This window comes from Ochrobactrum soli (assembly GCF_003664555.1).
In the GTDB taxonomy this organism is placed as follows: domain Bacteria; phylum Pseudomonadota; class Alphaproteobacteria; order Rhizobiales; family Rhizobiaceae; genus Brucella; species Brucella teleogrylli.
Window position 1 is genome coordinate 471819 of the sequence record NZ_RCHH01000003.1, and the last position, 17732, is coordinate 489550.

The following is a 17732-nucleotide window of genomic DNA, read 5'->3' on the forward strand; positions in this document are numbered from 1 at the left end:
TTAGTGGGCCTCGTCCCAGTTATGCGCTGCGCGCGCATCGACATGCAGCGGAACCGTCAGAGATACCGCCGGAAGGGCCGCATTCTCCATGATATGACGCACCAGCGGAATGGTTTTTTCCACTTCATTTTCCGGTACTTCGAAGATCAGTTCGTCGTGCACCTGCAATAACATGCGGGCGGCGAGCTTTTCTTTTTCAAGCGCATCTTCCATGCGAATCATGGCGCGGCGGATAATGTCGGCAGCCGAACCCTGAATGGGCGCGTTGATGGCCGCGCGCTCGTTGAAAGCGCGGATTTGCGGGTTGGAAGCGCGGATATCCGGATAATGGGCACGGCGTCCGAATATGGTTTCGACATAGCCATTTTCACGCGCAAAAGCCTTGGTCGCTTCCATATAATCCTTGATGCCGGGGAAGCGCTCGAAATAGGTGCGGATATATTGCCCGGCTTCCTCACGCGGGATGGAAAGCTGGTTGGCGAGACCGAAAGCGGAAATGCCGTAGATGATGCCGAAATTGATCGCCTTGGCGCGGCGGCGAACCTCCGACGGCATGCCTTCCACCGGCACGCCGAACATTTCCGACGCAGTCATGGCGTGAATATCGACGCCATCGGCAAAAGCCTGTTTCAATTGCGCAATGTCGGCCACATGGGCCAGCACGCGCAGCTCGATCTGGCTGTAATCGGCGGAGATCAGCTTGTTGCCCGGTTCCGCGATGAAGGCCGTCCTGATCTTGCGGCCTTCGGCGGTACGCACCGGAATGTTCTGCAAATTCGGTTCGGAAGAGGAGAGGCGGCCCGTCGAGGTGGACGCCATTGCGTAAGATGTGTGGACGCGTTTGGTCTGCGGATGGATAAAGCCGGGCAGCGCATCCGTATAGGTGGATTTCAGCTTGGTCAGCTGGCGCCAGTCAACGATTTTGCGCGGCAGCGGATGGCCCTCGGCGGCCAGATCTTCAAGCACCTGAGCAGAGGTGGACCATTGGCCGGTCTTGGTTTTGGAGGCGCCGGGCAGGCCCATCTTGCCGAACAGAATATCGCCGAGTTGCTTCGGCGAGCCGATGGTGAATTTCTCACCGGCCAGTTCGTAGATTTCATCTTCGTAAGCGGCGGCAGCCTGTGCCAGATCGCCAGACAGGCGCGACAGCACCTGACGATCCACGGAAATGCCGCGTTCTTCCATGCGCGCCAGCACATCGACCAATGGACGCTCCAGCCGCTCATAGACCGACATGAGGCCCTCAGCAGCGAGGCGTGGTTTGAGGACTTGCCACAGGCGCAGCGTCACATCGGCATCTTCAGCCGCATAGGCTGTCGCGCGGTCGATATCGACCATGTCGAAGGTCACGGCGCTTTTGCCGCTGCCTGCAACATCCTTATAGGCAATCGGCGTATGGCCGAGCCAGCGCTCCGAAAGCGGGTCCATGCCATGGCTGCCCGTACCGGCGTCGAGCACATAGGAAATCAGCATCGTATCGTCAAAGGATACGGTGTTGATCCCGTGACGTCGCATCACCAGCCAGTCATATTTCATGTTCTGCGCGATCTTGAGAACGGAAGCATCCTCAAGCACGGCTTTCAGCGCTTCAAGGGCCTGGCCGAGCGGTATTTGCCCATCGACCATGCCGCCGCCGAGCAGATCGCCCTGACCGGATTTGTGCTGTAGCGGGATATAAGCCGCCCTGGTCGTGCCATTCTGGCCGGGGAGAGCCAGCGAGAAGCCAACGAGTTCCGCCTGCATCGGATCAAGCGAATTGGTTTCCGTATCGAAAGCCATCACGCCGGTTTCGACTGCTTCGGCCAGCCAGAGCCTGAGCGTGGCAATATCGCGAATGCAAGTGTAAGCGCTGGTGTCGATCTTCTGCGCAGTGGCATTCGCGGCGCGCTTGTCGGCCAGCGCCTGCGGGGTGTAGCCTTTCGCAGCGGCAGGCTCGCCCGTCGCCACAGCGACGACCGTGACGTCCGCAACACTCGTCACGACGACATCGACATCGGGGCCATGCGCATCCGCGCCCCATTGCGTCTCGACATGGCACGGCTCCACGGCGGAAGCATCCGTATCGGTCGCTTCGGCCACGCGGCGGGTCAGGGAGGTGAACTCCATGGCCTTGAGGAAGCCGATCAGCTTCGGGCCGTCTTGCGGTTCTAGAACCAGACCGTCGAGATCGACATCCAGCGGCACATCGGTCTTGAGTGTCACCAGCTCGCGCGAAATCTTGGTCTGGTCTGCAAAGGCCAGAATGTTTTCGCGGCGCTTGTTCTGCTTGATTTCCGAGGCGCGGGCGAGAAGCGTGTCGAGATCGCCGAATTCTTCCAGCAATTGCGCCGCCGTCTTTGGGCCAATGCCCGGAATGCCGGGCACATTATCCGTGCTGTCGCCGGTCAGCGATTGCAGGTCGATCATCTTTTCCGGCGGCACGCCCCATTTTTCGATCACTTCGGGGATCGAAATCTGCTTGTCCTTCATGCTGTCATACATCGACACGCCCGGCGTCACGAGCTGCATGAGGTCCTTGTCGGAAGAGACGATGGTGACATCGCCGCCCGCCTGTTCGGCAAGGCGCGCATAGGTCGCGATCAGGTCGTCGGCCTCAAACCCTTCCTTTTCGATGCAGGGCAGGTTGAAGGCGCGGGTTGCCTGACGGATCAGGCCGAACTGCGGAACCAGGTCTTCCGGCGGCGCGGTGCGATTGGCTTTGTATTCAGGATAAAGCGCGTTGCGGAACGTCTTCGACGAATAGTCGAAAATCACCGCGAAATGGGTCGGCACCACGCCGACATCGGTGTTGCGCGCATCCTTCAGCAGCTTCCACAGCATGTTGCAGAAGCCCGATACGGCGCCCACCGGCAAACCATCGGACTTGCGGGTCAGTGGGGGAAGGGCGTGATAGGCGCGGAAAATATAACCCGAGCCGTCAACGAGAAAGAGATGATCGCCTTTTTTCATGGCTTAGAAGTAGATCAAAGCAGTCCTAAAGGGAACTGGCTCAATGTCAGGAGAAACAATGATCCACGCGAAAGAACCTCGTCACGGATCGATAACAAGTTTGTTACAGATTTGTAATCTTCCGTGCCCTTGAATAGCCACGATTGAAAACCAAATTTCAGTCATCGACAGTTCGTCGGTCGCCGGTTTTCTGACCCGTCCCCCGTTGGATACCGGATGTTGCGGCAGCCTCATTCCCCTCTCCGGGCTGCCGCTTTGAGTGTAGTGATATGGCCGCTGTGGTATCCCCTCACCGCAGCGGCCAAATCATTTTCGGGCACCCGCTCTCAAACCGGGTTTCCTCCTGACGATGCTGGTTGTAGTGTGCCGCCAGTTTAAGACTCGTCAGGAAATTTTCATGTCCACGGAAACGTCTCAGCAATCGCTCGACAAAGTTCTCAGCCACCTCGACGCCAATCTCGATAAAAGCCTCGAACGCCTGTTCGAACTGCTGCGGATCAAGTCGATTTCGACCGACCCGGCCTATAAGGCCGACTGCCGTAAAGCTGCGGAATGGCTGGTCGAGGATCTGAAGACGATCGGCTTCGACGCCAGCGTGCGCGACACGCCGGGGCACCCGATGGTCGTTGCGCATCACGATGGCGCCAAGCCCGATGCGCCGCATGTGCTGTTCTATGGTCACTATGATGTACAGCCGGTCGATCCGCTGAACCTGTGGGAAAACGACCCGTTCGATCCGGCGATCAAGGATGTCGGTAACGGTCGCAAGATCCTGACCGGTCGCGGCACGTCCGACGACAAGGGCCAGCTGATGACCTTCGTGGAAGCCTGCCGCGCCTATAAGGCGATCCATGGCAATCTGCCAGTCAAGGTGACGCTCTTGTTCGAAGGCGAGGAAGAATCCGGTTCGCCGTCGCTGAAGCCATTCCTTGATGCCAACAAGGCGGAGCTGAAGGCAGACGTGGCGCTGGTCTGCGACACCGCCATGTGGGACGCGGAAACCCCTGCCATCAGCGTGGGCTTGCGCGGTCTCGTCGGCGAGGAAATCGTCATCAAGGCTGCCGACCGCGATCTGCATTCGGGCTTCTTCGGTGGTGCTGCCGCCAATCCCATCCATATTCTGAGCAAGATTCTGGCCGACCTGCATGACGAAACCGGACGCGTCACCGTTCCGGGCTTCTATGAAGGCGTGGAAGAAACCCCGTCGCAAATCCTGCAATCCTGGGAAAGCCTCGGTCGTACGGCGGAAAATTTTCTCGGTCCCATCGGCCTGTCGATCCCATCCGGCGAAAAGGGCCGCAGCGTTCTGGAACTCACCTGGGCGCGCCCGACTGCGGAAGTAAACGGCATCACCGGCGGTTATACCGGCGAAGGCTTCAAGACCGTTATCGCGGCGCAGGCTTCGGCCAAGGTCTCGTTCCGTCTGGTCCACAAACAGGACCCGGCAAAGATCCGCGAAGCCTTCCGCGCCTTTGTGCAAGAGCGTCTGCCAGCCGATTGTTCGGTGGAGTTCCACCCGCATGGCGGCTCGCCCGCAATCCAGTTGCCTTATGATTCACCGCTGGTTTCCAAGGCCAAGGACGCGCTGTCCGACGAATGGCCGAAGCCAGCGGTGCTGATCGCCATGGGCGGCTCGATCCCGATTGTCGGCGACTTCGACACGTTCCTCGGCATGGAATCGCTGCTCGTCGGCTTCGGCCTCGAAGACGACCGGATCCATTCGCCCAACGAAAAATACGAGCTGAACTCCTTCTACAAAGGCCAGCGCTCATGGGCGCGTATTATGGCGGCTATCGCCGCCAAGTAGGGCTCGCATCATGGCGGCTATCGCCGCCAAATAAGGATAATAGAGAATGACCATCCGTTTTCATAAAAACGATCTGCCGAACCTCGATCACTATCAGGTCGATGCGGTCGCCATCGATACCGAGACGCTGGGGCTGAACCCGCATCGTGACCGGCTTTGCGTGGTGCAGATTTCGCCCGGTGACGGCACGGCAGACGTAATCCAGATCGAAGCCGGTCAGAAAAAGGCGCCCAATCTGGTCAAGCTTTTGAAAGACCGCTCGATCACGAAAATCTTCCATTTCGGCCGATTCGATCTGGCGGTGCTGGCGCAGGCTTTCGGCACCATGCCGCAGCCCGTCTTTTGCACCAAGATCGCATCGAAGCTCACCCGCACCTATACGGACCGCCATGGTCTCAAGGAACTGTGCAACGAGCTGCTGGACGTTTCTATCTCCAAGCAGCAACAGTCATCCGACTGGGCTGCGGAAATTCTCTCGCAGGCGCAGCTCGAATATGCCGCTTCCGACGTGCTCTATCTGCATCGCCTGAAGGCCGTTCTGGAACAGCGCCTTGAGCGCGATGGCCGCGTGAAACAGGCCGAAGCCTGCTTCAAATTCCTGCCGACCCGTTCGGAGCTCGATCTGATGGGCTGGCCGGAAGACGATATCTTCGCGCATAGCTGATACTGGGCGAAAAATCCGAAACCATCAAACGGCGGCTGTGGCCGCCGTTTTCTTTTGCGGGGCCTGATCAATATAGGCCCATGCCGGGCGGCGGAACAGAAACTGGCCATAGCCGGTCCATCGGATAAGCCCGTAAAGAATGACCGGCCCGATCACGCCGCTTGCGGTGGTCAGCAGCGATACTGTGCCGATATCGATGAAGCCGAGTTTCAGCAGCACCGTGCGCGCAATGGCCATTGGTAGGAAGAAGGCCAGATAGATCACAATCGAATGTGCGCCGAGCCAGCTTAAGGCCCGATGCAGCCAGTTGCGCGCGGACAGCAGGCTTAACAGCGACGAAATCGAGATGATCGCCAGCGCGCCGACCAGTCCCAGCAGTAGCGAGATAACGGGCAGATCGCTGATAGCGCCACGCCCGTTCAGAAGATCGCTTGCCGGCGCGATCAACGATGCGAGGCTTTCCGGCACCGGCATGAAGACGAGCTTATATTCGACAAGACCCCAGACGAGTAGCCCGGCAACGCCGACAAGAGGGCGCTGGCGCAGCCAGTCCGCAACCTTGAAGATGGCCGGTGCGAAGGCATAGCCCGCGAAGAAATAGACGAAACGCGAGCAGAATTCGTCAATCATCACCCAGCCCGTATGCACGGGCAGGATTTCCAGCACAGCCAGCACCGTAAAGGTCACGCCCACTGGCACACGCTTCAAAAGCCGCGTCGCGATAAAGAAGATTGGCAGGATATAGATGAACCACAGCGTTCCAAACGGCTCGACGAAAGCCATGAGATAGGCCTGCACGACGCCTGAAATACCGGCTTCGCTGGCAATGCCCGGCGCTTTGAACGCAAACTGGATCGTCAGCCACAGAATATAGAAATACAGGAAGTGCACAACCTTGCGATCGAGATAGCGCCGCCAGGGCCGGTCGATGACGAGGCTGAGAAACAGCCCGGAGATCATGAAGAAATCCGGCATGCGGAATGGTTTGGCGAAGGCAACCACATAATGCATCCAGCCTTCGGCACCCGCCGCCTTTTCGACGCCCAGCGTGGAATGCATCATAACGACGAAGATAATGCAGATGCCCTTGGCAATATCGACCCAGTCGATCCGTTCGCTGCCGCCCGCTATCTGCATATCAGTCTCCCACCTTTTAAGCCCGGTTTTCTATAACCCGATTGGATCGGGATTAATATAGGCCTGCACAGAGCGGCTCTTTCGGTGGTTTTTAACCGAATTTTAACTAGAGAAGGCGGTTTCACGGCTTCGTGTTCGGCTTTTTGCACATTTCGCTTGCTGTGGCTTCCTTGCTACAGACTTTTCTGAGTAGTCGCTTATATTAAGGGCAAGCTTGGTTCAGAAAATTTCCTTTGGAGGTTCATCATGAAGCTCAAGACGCTTCTTCTCGCATCCACCGTCGCCCTCGTTGCTGCCACCGGCGCAAAGGCTGCTGACGCGGTTATCGAACAGGAACCAGCACCGGTTGTCGTCGCTCCGACCTTTACCTGGAACGGTGCTTACATCGGTGGTCAGGTTGGCTATGGCTGGGGCAAGTCCGACTTCAGCGGTGACCTTTTCACTTATGGCGACGTGAAGCCTGATGGCTTCCTCGGCGGTCTCTATGCCGGTTACAACTTCGATCTGGGCAACAATGTTGTTCTCGGTATCGATGGCGACATCACCTATAATGACGTCTCGAAGGGCATCGACATCTATAATGGCGATCTCGCAGTCGGTTCGTTTGAGAACAAGCTGCGCTGGTCGGGTGCCGTTCGCGCCCGCGCTGGTTACGCCTTTGATCGCTTCCTGCCGTACATCGCTGGCGGTGTTGCATTCGGCAATGTCAAGAACAGTGGTGATATCGGCGGTATCGGCTTCTCCGAAAGCAAGACGCTTACCGGCTGGACCATTGGCGGCGGTGTGGACTATGCCGCAACCGACAATCTGATCCTGCGTCTTGAATATCGCTACACCGATTACGGCGATAAGGACCTCGATTTCGGTGGCCTGAGCGTCAACAACGACTTCAAGACCAACGAAGTTCGTCTGGGCGTTGCCTACAAGTTCTGATCCTTCGTTAAAGGATTGCAAGAGAAAGGCCCCGCATTGCGGGGCCTTTCTTTTTGCGGTTGTGATACCGCCAGATAAACAAAAGGCCTCTGCGAGCAGAGGCCTTTATTGTTGTCAGGGGCCGAGCTGGATCAGACGTCCAGATTGGCGACGCTCAGCGCGTTTTCCTGAATGAACTCGCGGCGTGGTTCCACTTCGTCGCCCATCAGGCGCGAGAAGAGCGAATCCGCATCGGTCGCATCGGTCACCTTGACCTGCAGAAGCGAGCGCACATTCGGGTCAAGCGTGGTTTCCCACAGCTGTTCGGCGTTCATTTCGCCCAAGCCTTTGTAACGCTGTAGGGTGAGGCCCTTGCGACCCGTCGCGAAAACCGCATCCAGCAGCGCCATTGGGCCGGACAGCACGTCCGACTTGTCCTTGCGGCGCAGCATGGGCGGCTCGGCGAAGGTTTCGCTCATGCGGCCTGCCACCCGGTCGATCTGGCGGGCATCGGCAGAGCCGAGCAGCGCCATGTCGAGAATGGCGACATCCTTGACGCCGCGCACCATGCGCTCGAAGCGATAGCCACCATCGTCCATGACATGGCCGGTCCAGCCGCGCTCGGTTTCTTCCGAAATCATGTCGAGGCGCGTCGCAACCGTATCGGCAGAGCGTTGCGCCGTGGCATTGTCCTTCGAAGCGTCGGGGTTGAGCAGGCCGGCAATCGCCGCCTGTTCGACAACGCGGCGGTCATAGCGGGTGTGCAGGCCATGCAGAAGCTGGCGCAATGTGCGGGCATCGTCCACGACAGCGCGCAGATCTGGCCCGGCGCGCACTTCGCCGCTTGCCATTTCAAGGGCTGCTTCTTCTAGGCCGGTCTCGATGAGGAAGTCTTCGAAGGCGGCCTCGTTCTTGATATATTGCGAGGACTTGCCGCGCGACACCTTATAGAGCGGCGGCTGCGCAATATAGATATGGCCGCGCTCGATCAGCTCTGGCATCTGACGGAAGAAGAAGGTGAGCAACAGCGTGCGAATATGCGCACCGTCGACATCAGCATCGGTCATGATGATGATCTTGTGATAACGCAATTTGTCGGCATTGAAGCCGTGCGTCTCATCCTTGCCGATCGAGGTGCCGAGCGCCGTGATCAGCGTGCCGACCTGATCGGAGGACAGCATGCGGTCGAAGCGGACGCGTTCCACATTCAGGATCTTGCCGCGCAGCGGCAGGATCGCCTGGTTCTGGCGTGAACGCCCGCTCTTCGCGGAACCGCCTGCCGAGTCACCTTCGACGATGAAGAGTTCCGACTTGGCCGGATCGCGTTCCTGACAATCGGCGAGCTTGCCAGGCAGCGAGGTCACGCTGAGCGTGCTCTTGCGGGTAATGTCGCGGGCCTTGCGCGCTGCTTCGCGGGCAGCGGCGGCCTGAATGACCTTCTCGACCACGGCCTTGCCTTGCGCCGGATGCTCTTCCAGCCAGATCGACAGCGCTTCGTTGACGAGGCTTTCGACCACCGGGCGCACTTCCGACGAAACCAGCTTGTCCTTGGTCTGCGAAGAAAACTTCGGGTCCGGCACCTTGACGGAAAGCACGGCTGTCAGACCTTCGCGGCAATCGTCGCCGGTGAGCTGCACCTTTTCCTTCTTGGTCATGCCGGAAGCATCCGCATAGCCCGTGACCTGACGGGTCAACGCGCCACGGAAACCGGCCAGATGGGTGCCGCCATCGCGCTGCGGGATGTTGTTGGTGAAGCACAGCACCTTTTCGTGGTAGGAATCGTTCCACCACATGGCGACTTCAACCGTCATGCCGTCCTTTTCGCTGCGGATATAGACCGGCTCGTCGATCAGCGGCTTCTTGTTCTGATCGATATATTTCACGAATTCGATCAAACCGCCGTCGTAATGCAGTTCGTGTTCCTTGGCGTCCGCATGACGGTTGTCCGTCAGCTTGATGCGCACACCGGAATTGAGGAAGGCAAGCTCGCGCAGGCGGCGCTCCAGCGTGTCATAGTCGAATTCGACCATGCTGAAGGTTTCCGTCGAGGGCAGGAAGGTCACGGAGGTGCCGGTTTCGCCGTCGGCCACATCGCCCGTCACCACCAGCGGCGCATCGGCGACGCCGTGGGTAAAGCTCATTTCGTGAACCTTGCCATAGCGGCGGATCTTCAGCTTCAGCCAGACCGAAAGCGCGTTGACGACCGAAACGCCCACGCCGTGCAGACCGCCGGAAACCTTGTAGGAATTCTGGTCGAACTTGCCGCCCGCATGGAGCTGGGTCATGATGACTTCAGCAGCCGAAACGCCTTCTTCCTTATGGATGTCGGTCGGGATGCCGCGACCGTTATCGGTCACAGTGCAGGAGCCATCGGCATTGAGCGTCACGGTGACGAGTGTGGCATGGCCCGCCAGCGCTTCGTCGATGGCGTTGTCCACGACTTCATAAACCATGTGATGCAGGCCGGAGCCGTCATCCGTGTCACCGATATACATGCCCGGACGCTTGCGAACGGCATCCAGACCTTTCAGAACACGAATGGAATCCGCGCCATATTCGGCGGAGGCTTCGGAATTCATCTCGGGCGTATCGCTCATGAAAATCTTTCGAAAACGTGCTGCGAATGCAGCCTGATAGCCTGCTGCAAATGCAGCCTTAAAGAACGTGTCGAATCACACGACAAACATGGCTTTAATATAGGCGCTAACGGCTTATTTTCCAAATTTCACGCGCAAATTTGCCGGGGATTCCGGTAGTTTGGGCGGATATCGACCCCATATGGCAGATGCAGCCTCGATTGGGCTTCTGGAAGCGCCACAATTACCCCTTATATGTCATAAAACAACGATATCTGGAACGCTTGGATGAAACTGCGATGACTATGCCGGAAGTGCTAGAACCCTTCGTGCCGCCCGCGCCGCGTCCGCGCGAAAAGCCGGTCGGCCGTTTCGAGATGATGCGCGTGGTTTACAAGAACCCGCTCGAATTGTGGGGCGAGCCTTCCTACAATGAGCGCTGGGTCGAGGTCAGCTGGCTCGGCATCAAAACCATCATCGCCAACGATCCGGGGCTGATCCGCCACGTGCTGGTGGACAACGCCGCCAATTATCCCATGTCCGCCATTCGGCAGCGCGTGCTGCGCCCGCTGCTGCGCGATGGCCTTCTGACGGCTGAGGGGCAGGTGTGGAAGCGTTCGCGCAAGGCCATGGCGCCTGTCTTCACGCCGCGCCATATTGCGGGCTTTGCGCAAACCATGCGCGACCGTTCCCGCCTGTTTGTCGAGCGCTACAGGACCAACGGCACCGTCACCGATGTTGCCCATGACATGACGCTTTTGACCTATGATATTCTGGCCGAAACGCTGTTTTCCGGTGAAATCGCAGGCGATCCTAATGATTTTGCGCGCCAGATCGACAAGCTGTTTGAAACCATGGGGCGCGTCGATCCGTTCGATCTGCTGGGACTGCCCGACTGGCTGCCACGCTTCACGCGCTTGCGCGGCCAGCAGTCGCTGGGCTTTTTCCGCGCGCTCGTCTCCGACACGATTGCCCTGCGCAAGGCGCGCATGGACAAGGGCGAGGCGGTGCCGAGCGATTTCCTGACGCTGCTTCTGCGCGCCGAAGGTCCGGAAGGCCTGAGCCGTTCCGAGATCGAAGACAACATCATCACCTTCATTGGCGCCGGTCACGAAACCACGGCCCGGGCGCTTGGCTGGACGCTCTATCTGCTGGCCAAGGCCCCCGAAGAGCGTGCGCGTGTTGAGGCGGAAATCGACGCCTTTTTCGAAAAGGGCGGGCGCGATCTCCCGCCGCATGAATGGCTGGCAAGTCTGCCTTTTACGCGCGCGGCTTTCGAGGAAGCGATGCGTCTTTACCCGCCTGCGCCATCGATCAATCGCGAGGCGGCGGAGAATGATCGCTATGGCGATCTGGCAATACCGAAAGGCGCAACGGTGCTTGTCATGCCGTGGGTGATCCACCGTCACCGCCTCTACTGGGATCAGCCGGATGCTTTCATGCCGCAGCGCTTCTGGCCGGAAAACCGCGACCGGCTCGACCGTTTCCAGTATCTGCCCTTCGGCGCGGGACCGCGCGTCTGCATCGGGGCGAGCTTTGCCTTGCAGGAAGCGGTGATTGCGCTGGCGACTTTGCTCGACGGTCACCGCTTCGACGTGCTGGAAACCACCAGACCGTGGCCGGTGCAAAAGCTCACCACGCAGCCGCAGGGCGGTCTGCCCATGAAGGTGGTGAGGCGATAGCAAAAAGCCCGGCCAAGCCGGGCTTTTCTGTGTCTTACAGCCGTTCTGCATGCCAGCGCAGATGGTCATCCATGAATGTCGAAATGAAGAAATAGGAATGATCATAGCCCTCGCGCATGTTGAGCGCGAGCGGAATGCCAGCTTTCTTGCAGGCTTCTTCCAGCAGCCACGGACGCAAGCCGTCGTTCAGGAAACCGTCTGCGGTGCCCTGATCGACCAGAAATGCCGGGAATTTGTAGCCATCCTCGATCAGCAACGACGCATCATAGGGACGCCATGCACGTTCTTCCGGTCCGAGATATTTTTCCAGCGCCGGTTTCGACCATCCGGCGGTCGATGGCTGCACGATCGGCGCGAAAGCCGAGGCCGACTTGAAGCGGTCCGGGTTTTTCAGCGCAATCGTCAGCGCGCCATGACCGCCCATGGAATGGCCGGTGATGGCTTGCCGCGCCATATCCAGCGGAAACTCAGCCGCAACCAGATCGGTCAGTTCCTGCGTGATATAGCTGTACATCTGGTAGTTCCTGGCGAAAGGCGCCTGCGTCGCATCGACATAAAAGCCTGCGCCCTTGCCGAACTGCCAGTTCTCCGGTTCGTCCGGAACATCATCACCGCGCGGGCTCGTATCCGGGCAAATAACGGCAATTCCCAGTTCTGCGGCCAATTGCCGATATTCGCCCTTGTCCATCACGTTTTGATGCGTACAGGTCAGGCCGGATAGATACCAGAGCACCGGCACCGGACCATCCTTGGCCTGCGGCGGCAGGAAGACGGCAAAGGTCATATCGCACTGGCAGGTCGCGCTTTTGTGCCGGTAGACGCCTTGCGTCCCGCCAAAGCACTTGGCTGTCGAAATTGTTTCGAGGGTCGTTGTCATGTGAATTCCAGTTCCTGATTTTGCGCGCGGGCCGGGCTATTCAGCTGCCGAGCGCGACGGCGGCATTGACCGCTGCCGCGACGAGAATGGTGTTGAAGAAATAGGATACCACGCTGTGCATCAGTGTCAGCCGCCGCATGGCGGTGGTGGTGACGCCCGTATCGGAAGTCTGCGCGGTCATGCCGATGACATAGGCGAAATAGGCGAAATCCCAGCCCGATGGTTCCTGCGTGCCGGGAAAGTCGAACCCGCCGCGATGGCGGCTGGCGTGGCCGTTGTCGTCACCGGCTGGTTCCTGCGGTTGCCAGAAGGCATGGGCGTAGTGAATGGCCGTCATCATGTGGATGGTCGCCCAGCCGAGCGGCACCGATGCAAGCGTGGTCACCAGCGCCAATGCATCCGCCTTCGGCTGCCGGTTGAGCAGGATGAACAGCGAGGCCACTGCGACGATAACGGTTGCGAAAGTCACCAGAAAGATGATCCAGGCCGGTTCATCGGCGGCGGCGGCGTGCTTTTTGAGAAAAGCGGCGGTGAGCTTCGGAATGGCCACAAGCGCCAGCACCAGATAAAGCACGAAGAATGTGTCCGCCCCGATCACCGGCGCCAGCGGACTGTCGAATAGCCAGGCGATGATAAAGGCCGCTGCGCCGCCGATGGCCGCAAGATAAAAGGACATATGGCGGCGCAGCAGAAACATCAGTTGCTCTTTTCCCGGCGTTCCAGCCGCATGTCCACATGCGGGATGCCGTCTTCCAGATATTCATCCGAAATGACTTCAAAACCGAACGAGCCATAGAATTTCTGCAAATGGCTCTGGCCACCGAGCTCAATGGCGATGCCGGGAAAATGCTGTTGCGTGAAGGCAATCGCTTCCTGCATCAGCCTTCGGCCAAGTTGGTAGCCCCGGTAATCCGGGGCCACGACCACACGCCCGATCTTGGCAGGTTTGCCATCACTTTCCGGCGGCAGAACCCGCAAGGCGGCTGCGAGTTCTTCGCCGTCAAGAATGCGCAGGTGGAACGCGCCAATGTCCTTGCCATCGATTTCGGGATAGGGGCATTTCTGCTCCACCACGAAAATATCCACGCGCAATTTCAGCAGCGCATAAAGCGCGCGCGGCGTAAAATCGTCCAGCTCATCCCAGCGGGATATCAGCGTTTTTTCGCTCATCAGTAGACAATCACCGAACGGATCGACTTGCCTTCATGCATCAGGTCGAAGGCCGTGTTGATTTCATCGAGCGGCATGGTGTGGGTGATCAGATCGTCGATGTTGATCTTGCCGTCCATGTACCAGTCGACGATCTTCGGCACGTCGGTGCGGCCGCGCGCGCCGCCGAAGGCGGTGCCTTTCCAGACGCGGCCCGTGACCAGCTGGAATGGACGCGTGGCGATTTCCTTGCCAGCTTCCGCAACGCCGATAATGATGGATTCACCCCAGCCGCGATGGCAGCATTCCAGCGCCTGACGCATGACATCGGTGTTGCCGGTGGCGTCGAAGGAATAGTCCGCGCCGCCATCGGTCAGGTCTTGAATCGCCTGAACCACCTTGTCATTGCCGATTTCACGCGGGTTGACGAAGTCGGTCATGCCGAACTTCTTCGCCATTTCGACCTTGGCCGGGTTGATATCAACGCCGATGATCTTGTCCGCGCCGACCATGCGCGCGCCCTGAATGACATTGAGGCCGATGCCGCCGAGGCCGAATACCACCACATTCGAACCCGGACGAACCTTTGCCGTATAGATCACCGCGCCGATGCCGGTGGTGACGCCGCAGCCGATATAGCAAATCTTGTCGAAGGGCGCGTCTTCACGCACCTTGGCGACGGCGATTTCCGGCAGAACAGTGAAGTTCGAGAAAGTCGAGCAGCCCATATAATGGAACACTTCGCCGCCATCGCAGGAAAAGCGCGTGGTCTTGTCCGGCATCAGGCCCTGACCTTGCGTGGCGCGGATCGAGGTGCAGAGGTTGGAGCGCTGCGACAGGCAGGTTTTGCACTGGCGGCATTCCGGCGTGTAAAGCGGGATGACATGGTCGCCCGGCTTGACGGAGGTCACGCCTGCGCCAACTTCGCGCACGATGCCCGCGCCCTCATGGCCGAGAATGGCCGGGAACTTGCCTTCGGAATCGAGGCCCGACAGCGTATAGGCGTCGGTGTGGCACACGCCGGTCGCCATGATTTCGACCAGCACTTCACCGGCCCGCGGTCCGCCGATTTCGACGGTTTCGATGGTGAGCGGCTTTTTTGCCTCCCAGGCAACGGCTGCACGTGATTTCATGACGATGTTCCTTCTGGATCTGGAGCGCATCCCGAGAATTTTGAAACTATCTTCCGACAGGATGGGCTCAAAAACAAATAGTTAGTCCGGTTTGGCGCCCTATTTCAGATAGGTGCGCAAAATCTGCATGATTTGATCGATCTCGGCGTCCGGGTCTGTCGCGACATCCCGCACAATGGTCTCACGCGCTTGCCCGAATGTCTCGCGGAAGTGACTTTCCAGAACTTCCGCCATCAGCCCGTTGGCCGCGCCGCGCAAGGCTGCGATCTGTTGCAACAGCGCCGCGCATTCCGTGCCCGCTTCCACGGCGCGTTCCAACGCTTCCGCCTGTCCGCGAATGCGGCGAAGGCGGGTTAGCGCACGCTTTTTATCGTCCGGTGAATGCGGCATGAATCCTCTCGATTTTGCGAAAATCTATATACTATGGGGGAGTATGTCAATTGCTCCTGAAGCGTCTTTTTCAGGAAAGGATTTGCGCGTGCGGCCAGATACGCGCAAACCTTTCAGGCCGGTATCAGGCAGGTTTTTGCTGGCGCATATGGATCAGCGGGTAGGGGCGTCCCTGATCGTCGGTTTCGGAACGTCCGGTTTCGATGAAGCCCATATGCCGGTAGAAGCCGACGGCCTGAACGTTCTGCTCGTTCACATCGACGGTCAGCGTGCCGCCATTGAGGGATTGCGCGTGGGCGATGAGCCGCTTGCCAATGCCCTTGCCGCGCTGGTCTGCCGCGATGAACAGGCTGTCGATCTGATTGTCGGTCAGCCCCATGAAGCCGACAGGCCTTCCGTCGTCTTCGATGACCCAGACTTCAGCATTAGGCAGATAATGCTCGGATACGAGGGTTTCTATTTCCCGGAAATCCTCGGGACTAAGAAAGTCATGCGTGGCGCGCACGCTGGCCCGCCAGATTTCAGTGAGAGCAGGCGCGTCGGTCGCGCTCGATAGGCGGATATGGGGCATGTGTGTTCCTGACAGAATAGGTGTGAAAGCACGCTCTTCTACCACCTTATCAGTTCGGACTTGAAGAAGCCGATTTTGCTTTTCTCCCAGACCGTTCCGTGGGCCGGAAGAGCCGCGCTGTGCCTCTGCCATGGACTGTTGGAAACGGTGCTCCATCCCTTTTGCGCCATGCCGGGTAGGCGCGGCAGGATCAGAAAACTCAAATCATCGAAACTCTTGATCGTTTCGCACCAGATTGCCGCACCCACGCCCGCAATATGCGCGTTCTTGCCCCCGCCGGGCAGGGATTTGCCCGGATTCCAGTTATAATATTCCTCGACGGTCTGGGGCCGATAGGTGCGCAGTCCAAGGCGTGCCTTGAGCGCGTTCTGCGCGGGCAGAATGGACGCTTCCTTATAGGGCACGTCGAGATAGCTATGGGCAAAAGGCGTGAGCAGGATCGGAAGCTCGCGCTCCATCGCGCGGTTGAGGTCGTTCAAACTGTTCTGGACATTCTTGACGACCATTTTCTGCAACTGGAGTGCCTGTTGCGATCCCATCTGCGCGCCGAGTTCCATATTGGCATATTTGGGGTCGGTGGAAATCCAGTGCTGAACGACGATATCGCGGTCAAGTCCGGCACGCATGGTTTCCTGACAGGCGATCGGCTTTTTCCCGGCCAGCACCGCCACCTTATGCTGATGCCGGACGAATTTCGTATAAAGCTGTTCCGGCATCCCGAAGGCTTCATCACCGCCGATATCGAGCCAGCGCCCGGGGAACACTTCCAACAGATAGGCTATGATCTCGTCATAGACTTTGAAGCTATCGGGCAGATCGGGGTTGAGCCAGGCGCGATGCTGCACCACCCCCGGCGTCAGTTCGAAACGCTGTACGTTGCTGCCCATCGCCAGTTCCGGGTGCAGCCTGATCAGTGCCGCGGCATGGCCGGGCGCGTCCGAAGATGGGATGACGGTGATGTGACGTGCCTGCGCATAGGCGACGATTTCGTTGAGATCGGCGCGGCTATAGATGGGCTCGTCATCCGGCTGTTTGCCATCCGGTCTAGCGGCTTCAATGCGCCAGGTCTCATCATCGGTGAGATGAAGATCGAGCGCGTTGAACTTGTAGAACGCAATCAGATCGATGACCGTCTTGATCTCGTCCGTGGTGAAATAATGCCGGGCAACATCGAGATGGAAACTGCGCCATTTGTAATGCGGACCGTCCACGATGCGGACAGCAGGAATTTCGATGCCGCTGGCATCCTGTTGCGGCGCGGTGGCGAAAAGCTGCAACAGCGTGGTCAGGCCCATGGCTAGCCCTTGCGAACTGTTCGCCCTGATGACCACCCCGGTTTCGTCTGCGTGCAGAAAATAGCGCTCGTCCAGATCGTCCTGCTCGGCGGGCGAGAGGCCCGTCGACCGGGGAGCCTCTTTGATTTCCGGTGTCGGACCGATTTCCAGATGAATGGCGCCCTTCGGTGAATTCGCGCTGGAACGGGGTGCGTTTACGAGTTTTATTTCCGAGAAGGGTCGTATTGCTTCTTTGAAAACGCGAATACTGTTTTCAATGGCGGGATCGTCATAGGTGATCCTGGCGCCGCTCTCGACGCGGAATTTTCCGCTCAAATTCCTGATCCTGTGCGGGGTCGGGATAAGAGGAATGGCTGCATCCGTGTCCTTCGCACCTGCATCGAAGAGGCCGGGAAAACCCGATGTCGCCAGACCGCCTGCGAGACTGGAAAGAATAAGTCCTTTTAAAAATTCTCTTTTGCTAATATTCATCCCGATTAATTCCCCAGTTTTCTTAATTTTATCAATACTATGCATAATTATACGAATAAAATATAAAGAAATACTTTTGTGAAGTCTTGTAGGATGCGGGGGCCTGTTCGGTCGGGTTT

The 17732-nt window shown here is 58.5% G+C and carries 14 protein-coding genes; 4 read left to right on the top strand and 10 right to left on the bottom strand.

The features are described from left to right. Complete coding sequence (gene polA / locus D8666_RS07630) at window positions 1-2949, bottom strand: DNA polymerase I (protein ID WP_121537080.1); 2949 nt, start codon at window positions 2947-2949, stop codon at window positions 1-3. A 397-nt stretch (window positions 2950-3346) separates the two neighbouring features. Here polA and D8666_RS07640 point away from each other — a divergent pair, with 397 nt between their 5' ends. Beyond that, a complete protein-coding gene (locus D8666_RS07640; RefSeq protein WP_121537082.1) occupies window positions 3347-4756 on the top strand; it encodes a dipeptidase in 1410 nt (469 codons plus the stop codon). Window positions 4757-4802: 46 nt separating this feature from the next. Continuing rightward, entirely contained in the window at window positions 4803-5420 is a 618-nt protein-coding gene (locus tag D8666_RS07645) for a ribonuclease D (RefSeq protein WP_109368154.1), read from the top strand. A 24-nt stretch (window positions 5421-5444) separates the two neighbouring features. On the opposite strand, the gene D8666_RS07650 is transcribed toward D8666_RS07645, so the two are convergent. Next, window positions 5445-6557 carry an acyltransferase family protein gene (locus tag D8666_RS07650; protein ID WP_121537084.1) on the bottom strand — a complete coding sequence of 371 codons (1113 nt, stop codon included), beginning with the start codon at window positions 6555-6557 and terminating at the stop codon, window positions 5445-5447. 246 nt (window positions 6558-6803) lie between these two features. Here D8666_RS07650 and D8666_RS07655 point away from each other — a divergent pair, with 246 nt between their 5' ends. Then, entirely contained in the window at window positions 6804-7490 is a 687-nt protein-coding gene (locus D8666_RS07655) for an outer membrane protein (protein ID WP_121537086.1), read from the top strand. A gap of 131 nt (window positions 7491-7621) precedes the next feature. Here the strand turns inward: D8666_RS07655 and gyrB are convergent, their stop codons facing one another. Continuing rightward, window positions 7622-10066 (bottom strand): DNA topoisomerase (ATP-hydrolyzing) subunit B, encoded by a 2445-nt coding sequence (gene gyrB / locus D8666_RS07660; RefSeq protein WP_121537088.1) that lies wholly within the window; start codon window positions 10064-10066, stop codon window positions 7622-7624. 284 nt (window positions 10067-10350) lie between these two features. On the opposite strand from gyrB, the gene D8666_RS07665 reads away from it, so the two are divergent. Next, entirely contained in the window at window positions 10351-11727 is a 1377-nt protein-coding gene (locus tag D8666_RS07665; RefSeq protein WP_121537442.1) for a cytochrome P450, read from the top strand. 34 nt (window positions 11728-11761) lie between these two features. Here the strand turns inward: D8666_RS07665 and fghA are convergent, their stop codons facing one another. From fghA to D8666_RS07700, 7 genes are all read right to left on the bottom strand, one after another. Then, window positions 11762-12604 carry an S-formylglutathione hydrolase gene (gene fghA, locus D8666_RS07670; protein ID WP_121537090.1) on the bottom strand — a complete coding sequence of 281 codons (843 nt, stop codon included), beginning with the start codon at window positions 12602-12604 and terminating at the stop codon, window positions 11762-11764. 40 nt (window positions 12605-12644) lie between these two features. Then, entirely contained in the window at window positions 12645-13301 is a 657-nt protein-coding gene (locus D8666_RS07675; protein WP_121537092.1) for a DUF1345 domain-containing protein, read from the bottom strand. Next, window positions 13301-13774, bottom strand: coding sequence for a GNAT family N-acetyltransferase (locus tag D8666_RS07680; RefSeq protein WP_109368160.1), 474 nt, complete (start codon window positions 13772-13774; stop codon window positions 13301-13303). The genes D8666_RS07675 and D8666_RS07680 overlap by 1 nt, the downstream gene beginning before the upstream one ends. Continuing rightward, window positions 13774-14886 carry an S-(hydroxymethyl)glutathione dehydrogenase/class III alcohol dehydrogenase gene (locus D8666_RS07685; RefSeq protein ID WP_121537094.1) on the bottom strand — a complete coding sequence of 371 codons (1113 nt, stop codon included), beginning with the start codon at window positions 14884-14886 and terminating at the stop codon, window positions 13774-13776. The genes D8666_RS07680 and D8666_RS07685 overlap by 1 nt, the downstream gene beginning before the upstream one ends. A 99-nt stretch (window positions 14887-14985) precedes the next feature. Further along, a complete protein-coding gene (locus D8666_RS07690) occupies window positions 14986-15276 on the bottom strand; it encodes a metal/formaldehyde-sensitive transcriptional repressor (RefSeq protein ID WP_109368162.1) in 291 nt (96 codons plus the stop codon). 124 nt (window positions 15277-15400) lie between these two features. Continuing rightward, window positions 15401-15847 carry an acetyltransferase gene (locus tag D8666_RS07695; protein ID WP_121537096.1) on the bottom strand — a complete coding sequence of 149 codons (447 nt, stop codon included), beginning with the start codon at window positions 15845-15847 and terminating at the stop codon, window positions 15401-15403. Window positions 15848-15885: 38 nt separating this feature from the next. Further along, a complete protein-coding gene (locus tag D8666_RS07700) occupies window positions 15886-17613 on the bottom strand; it encodes a family 20 glycosylhydrolase (protein WP_167836048.1) in 1728 nt (575 codons plus the stop codon). Window positions 17614-17732: the final 119 nt, after the last annotated feature.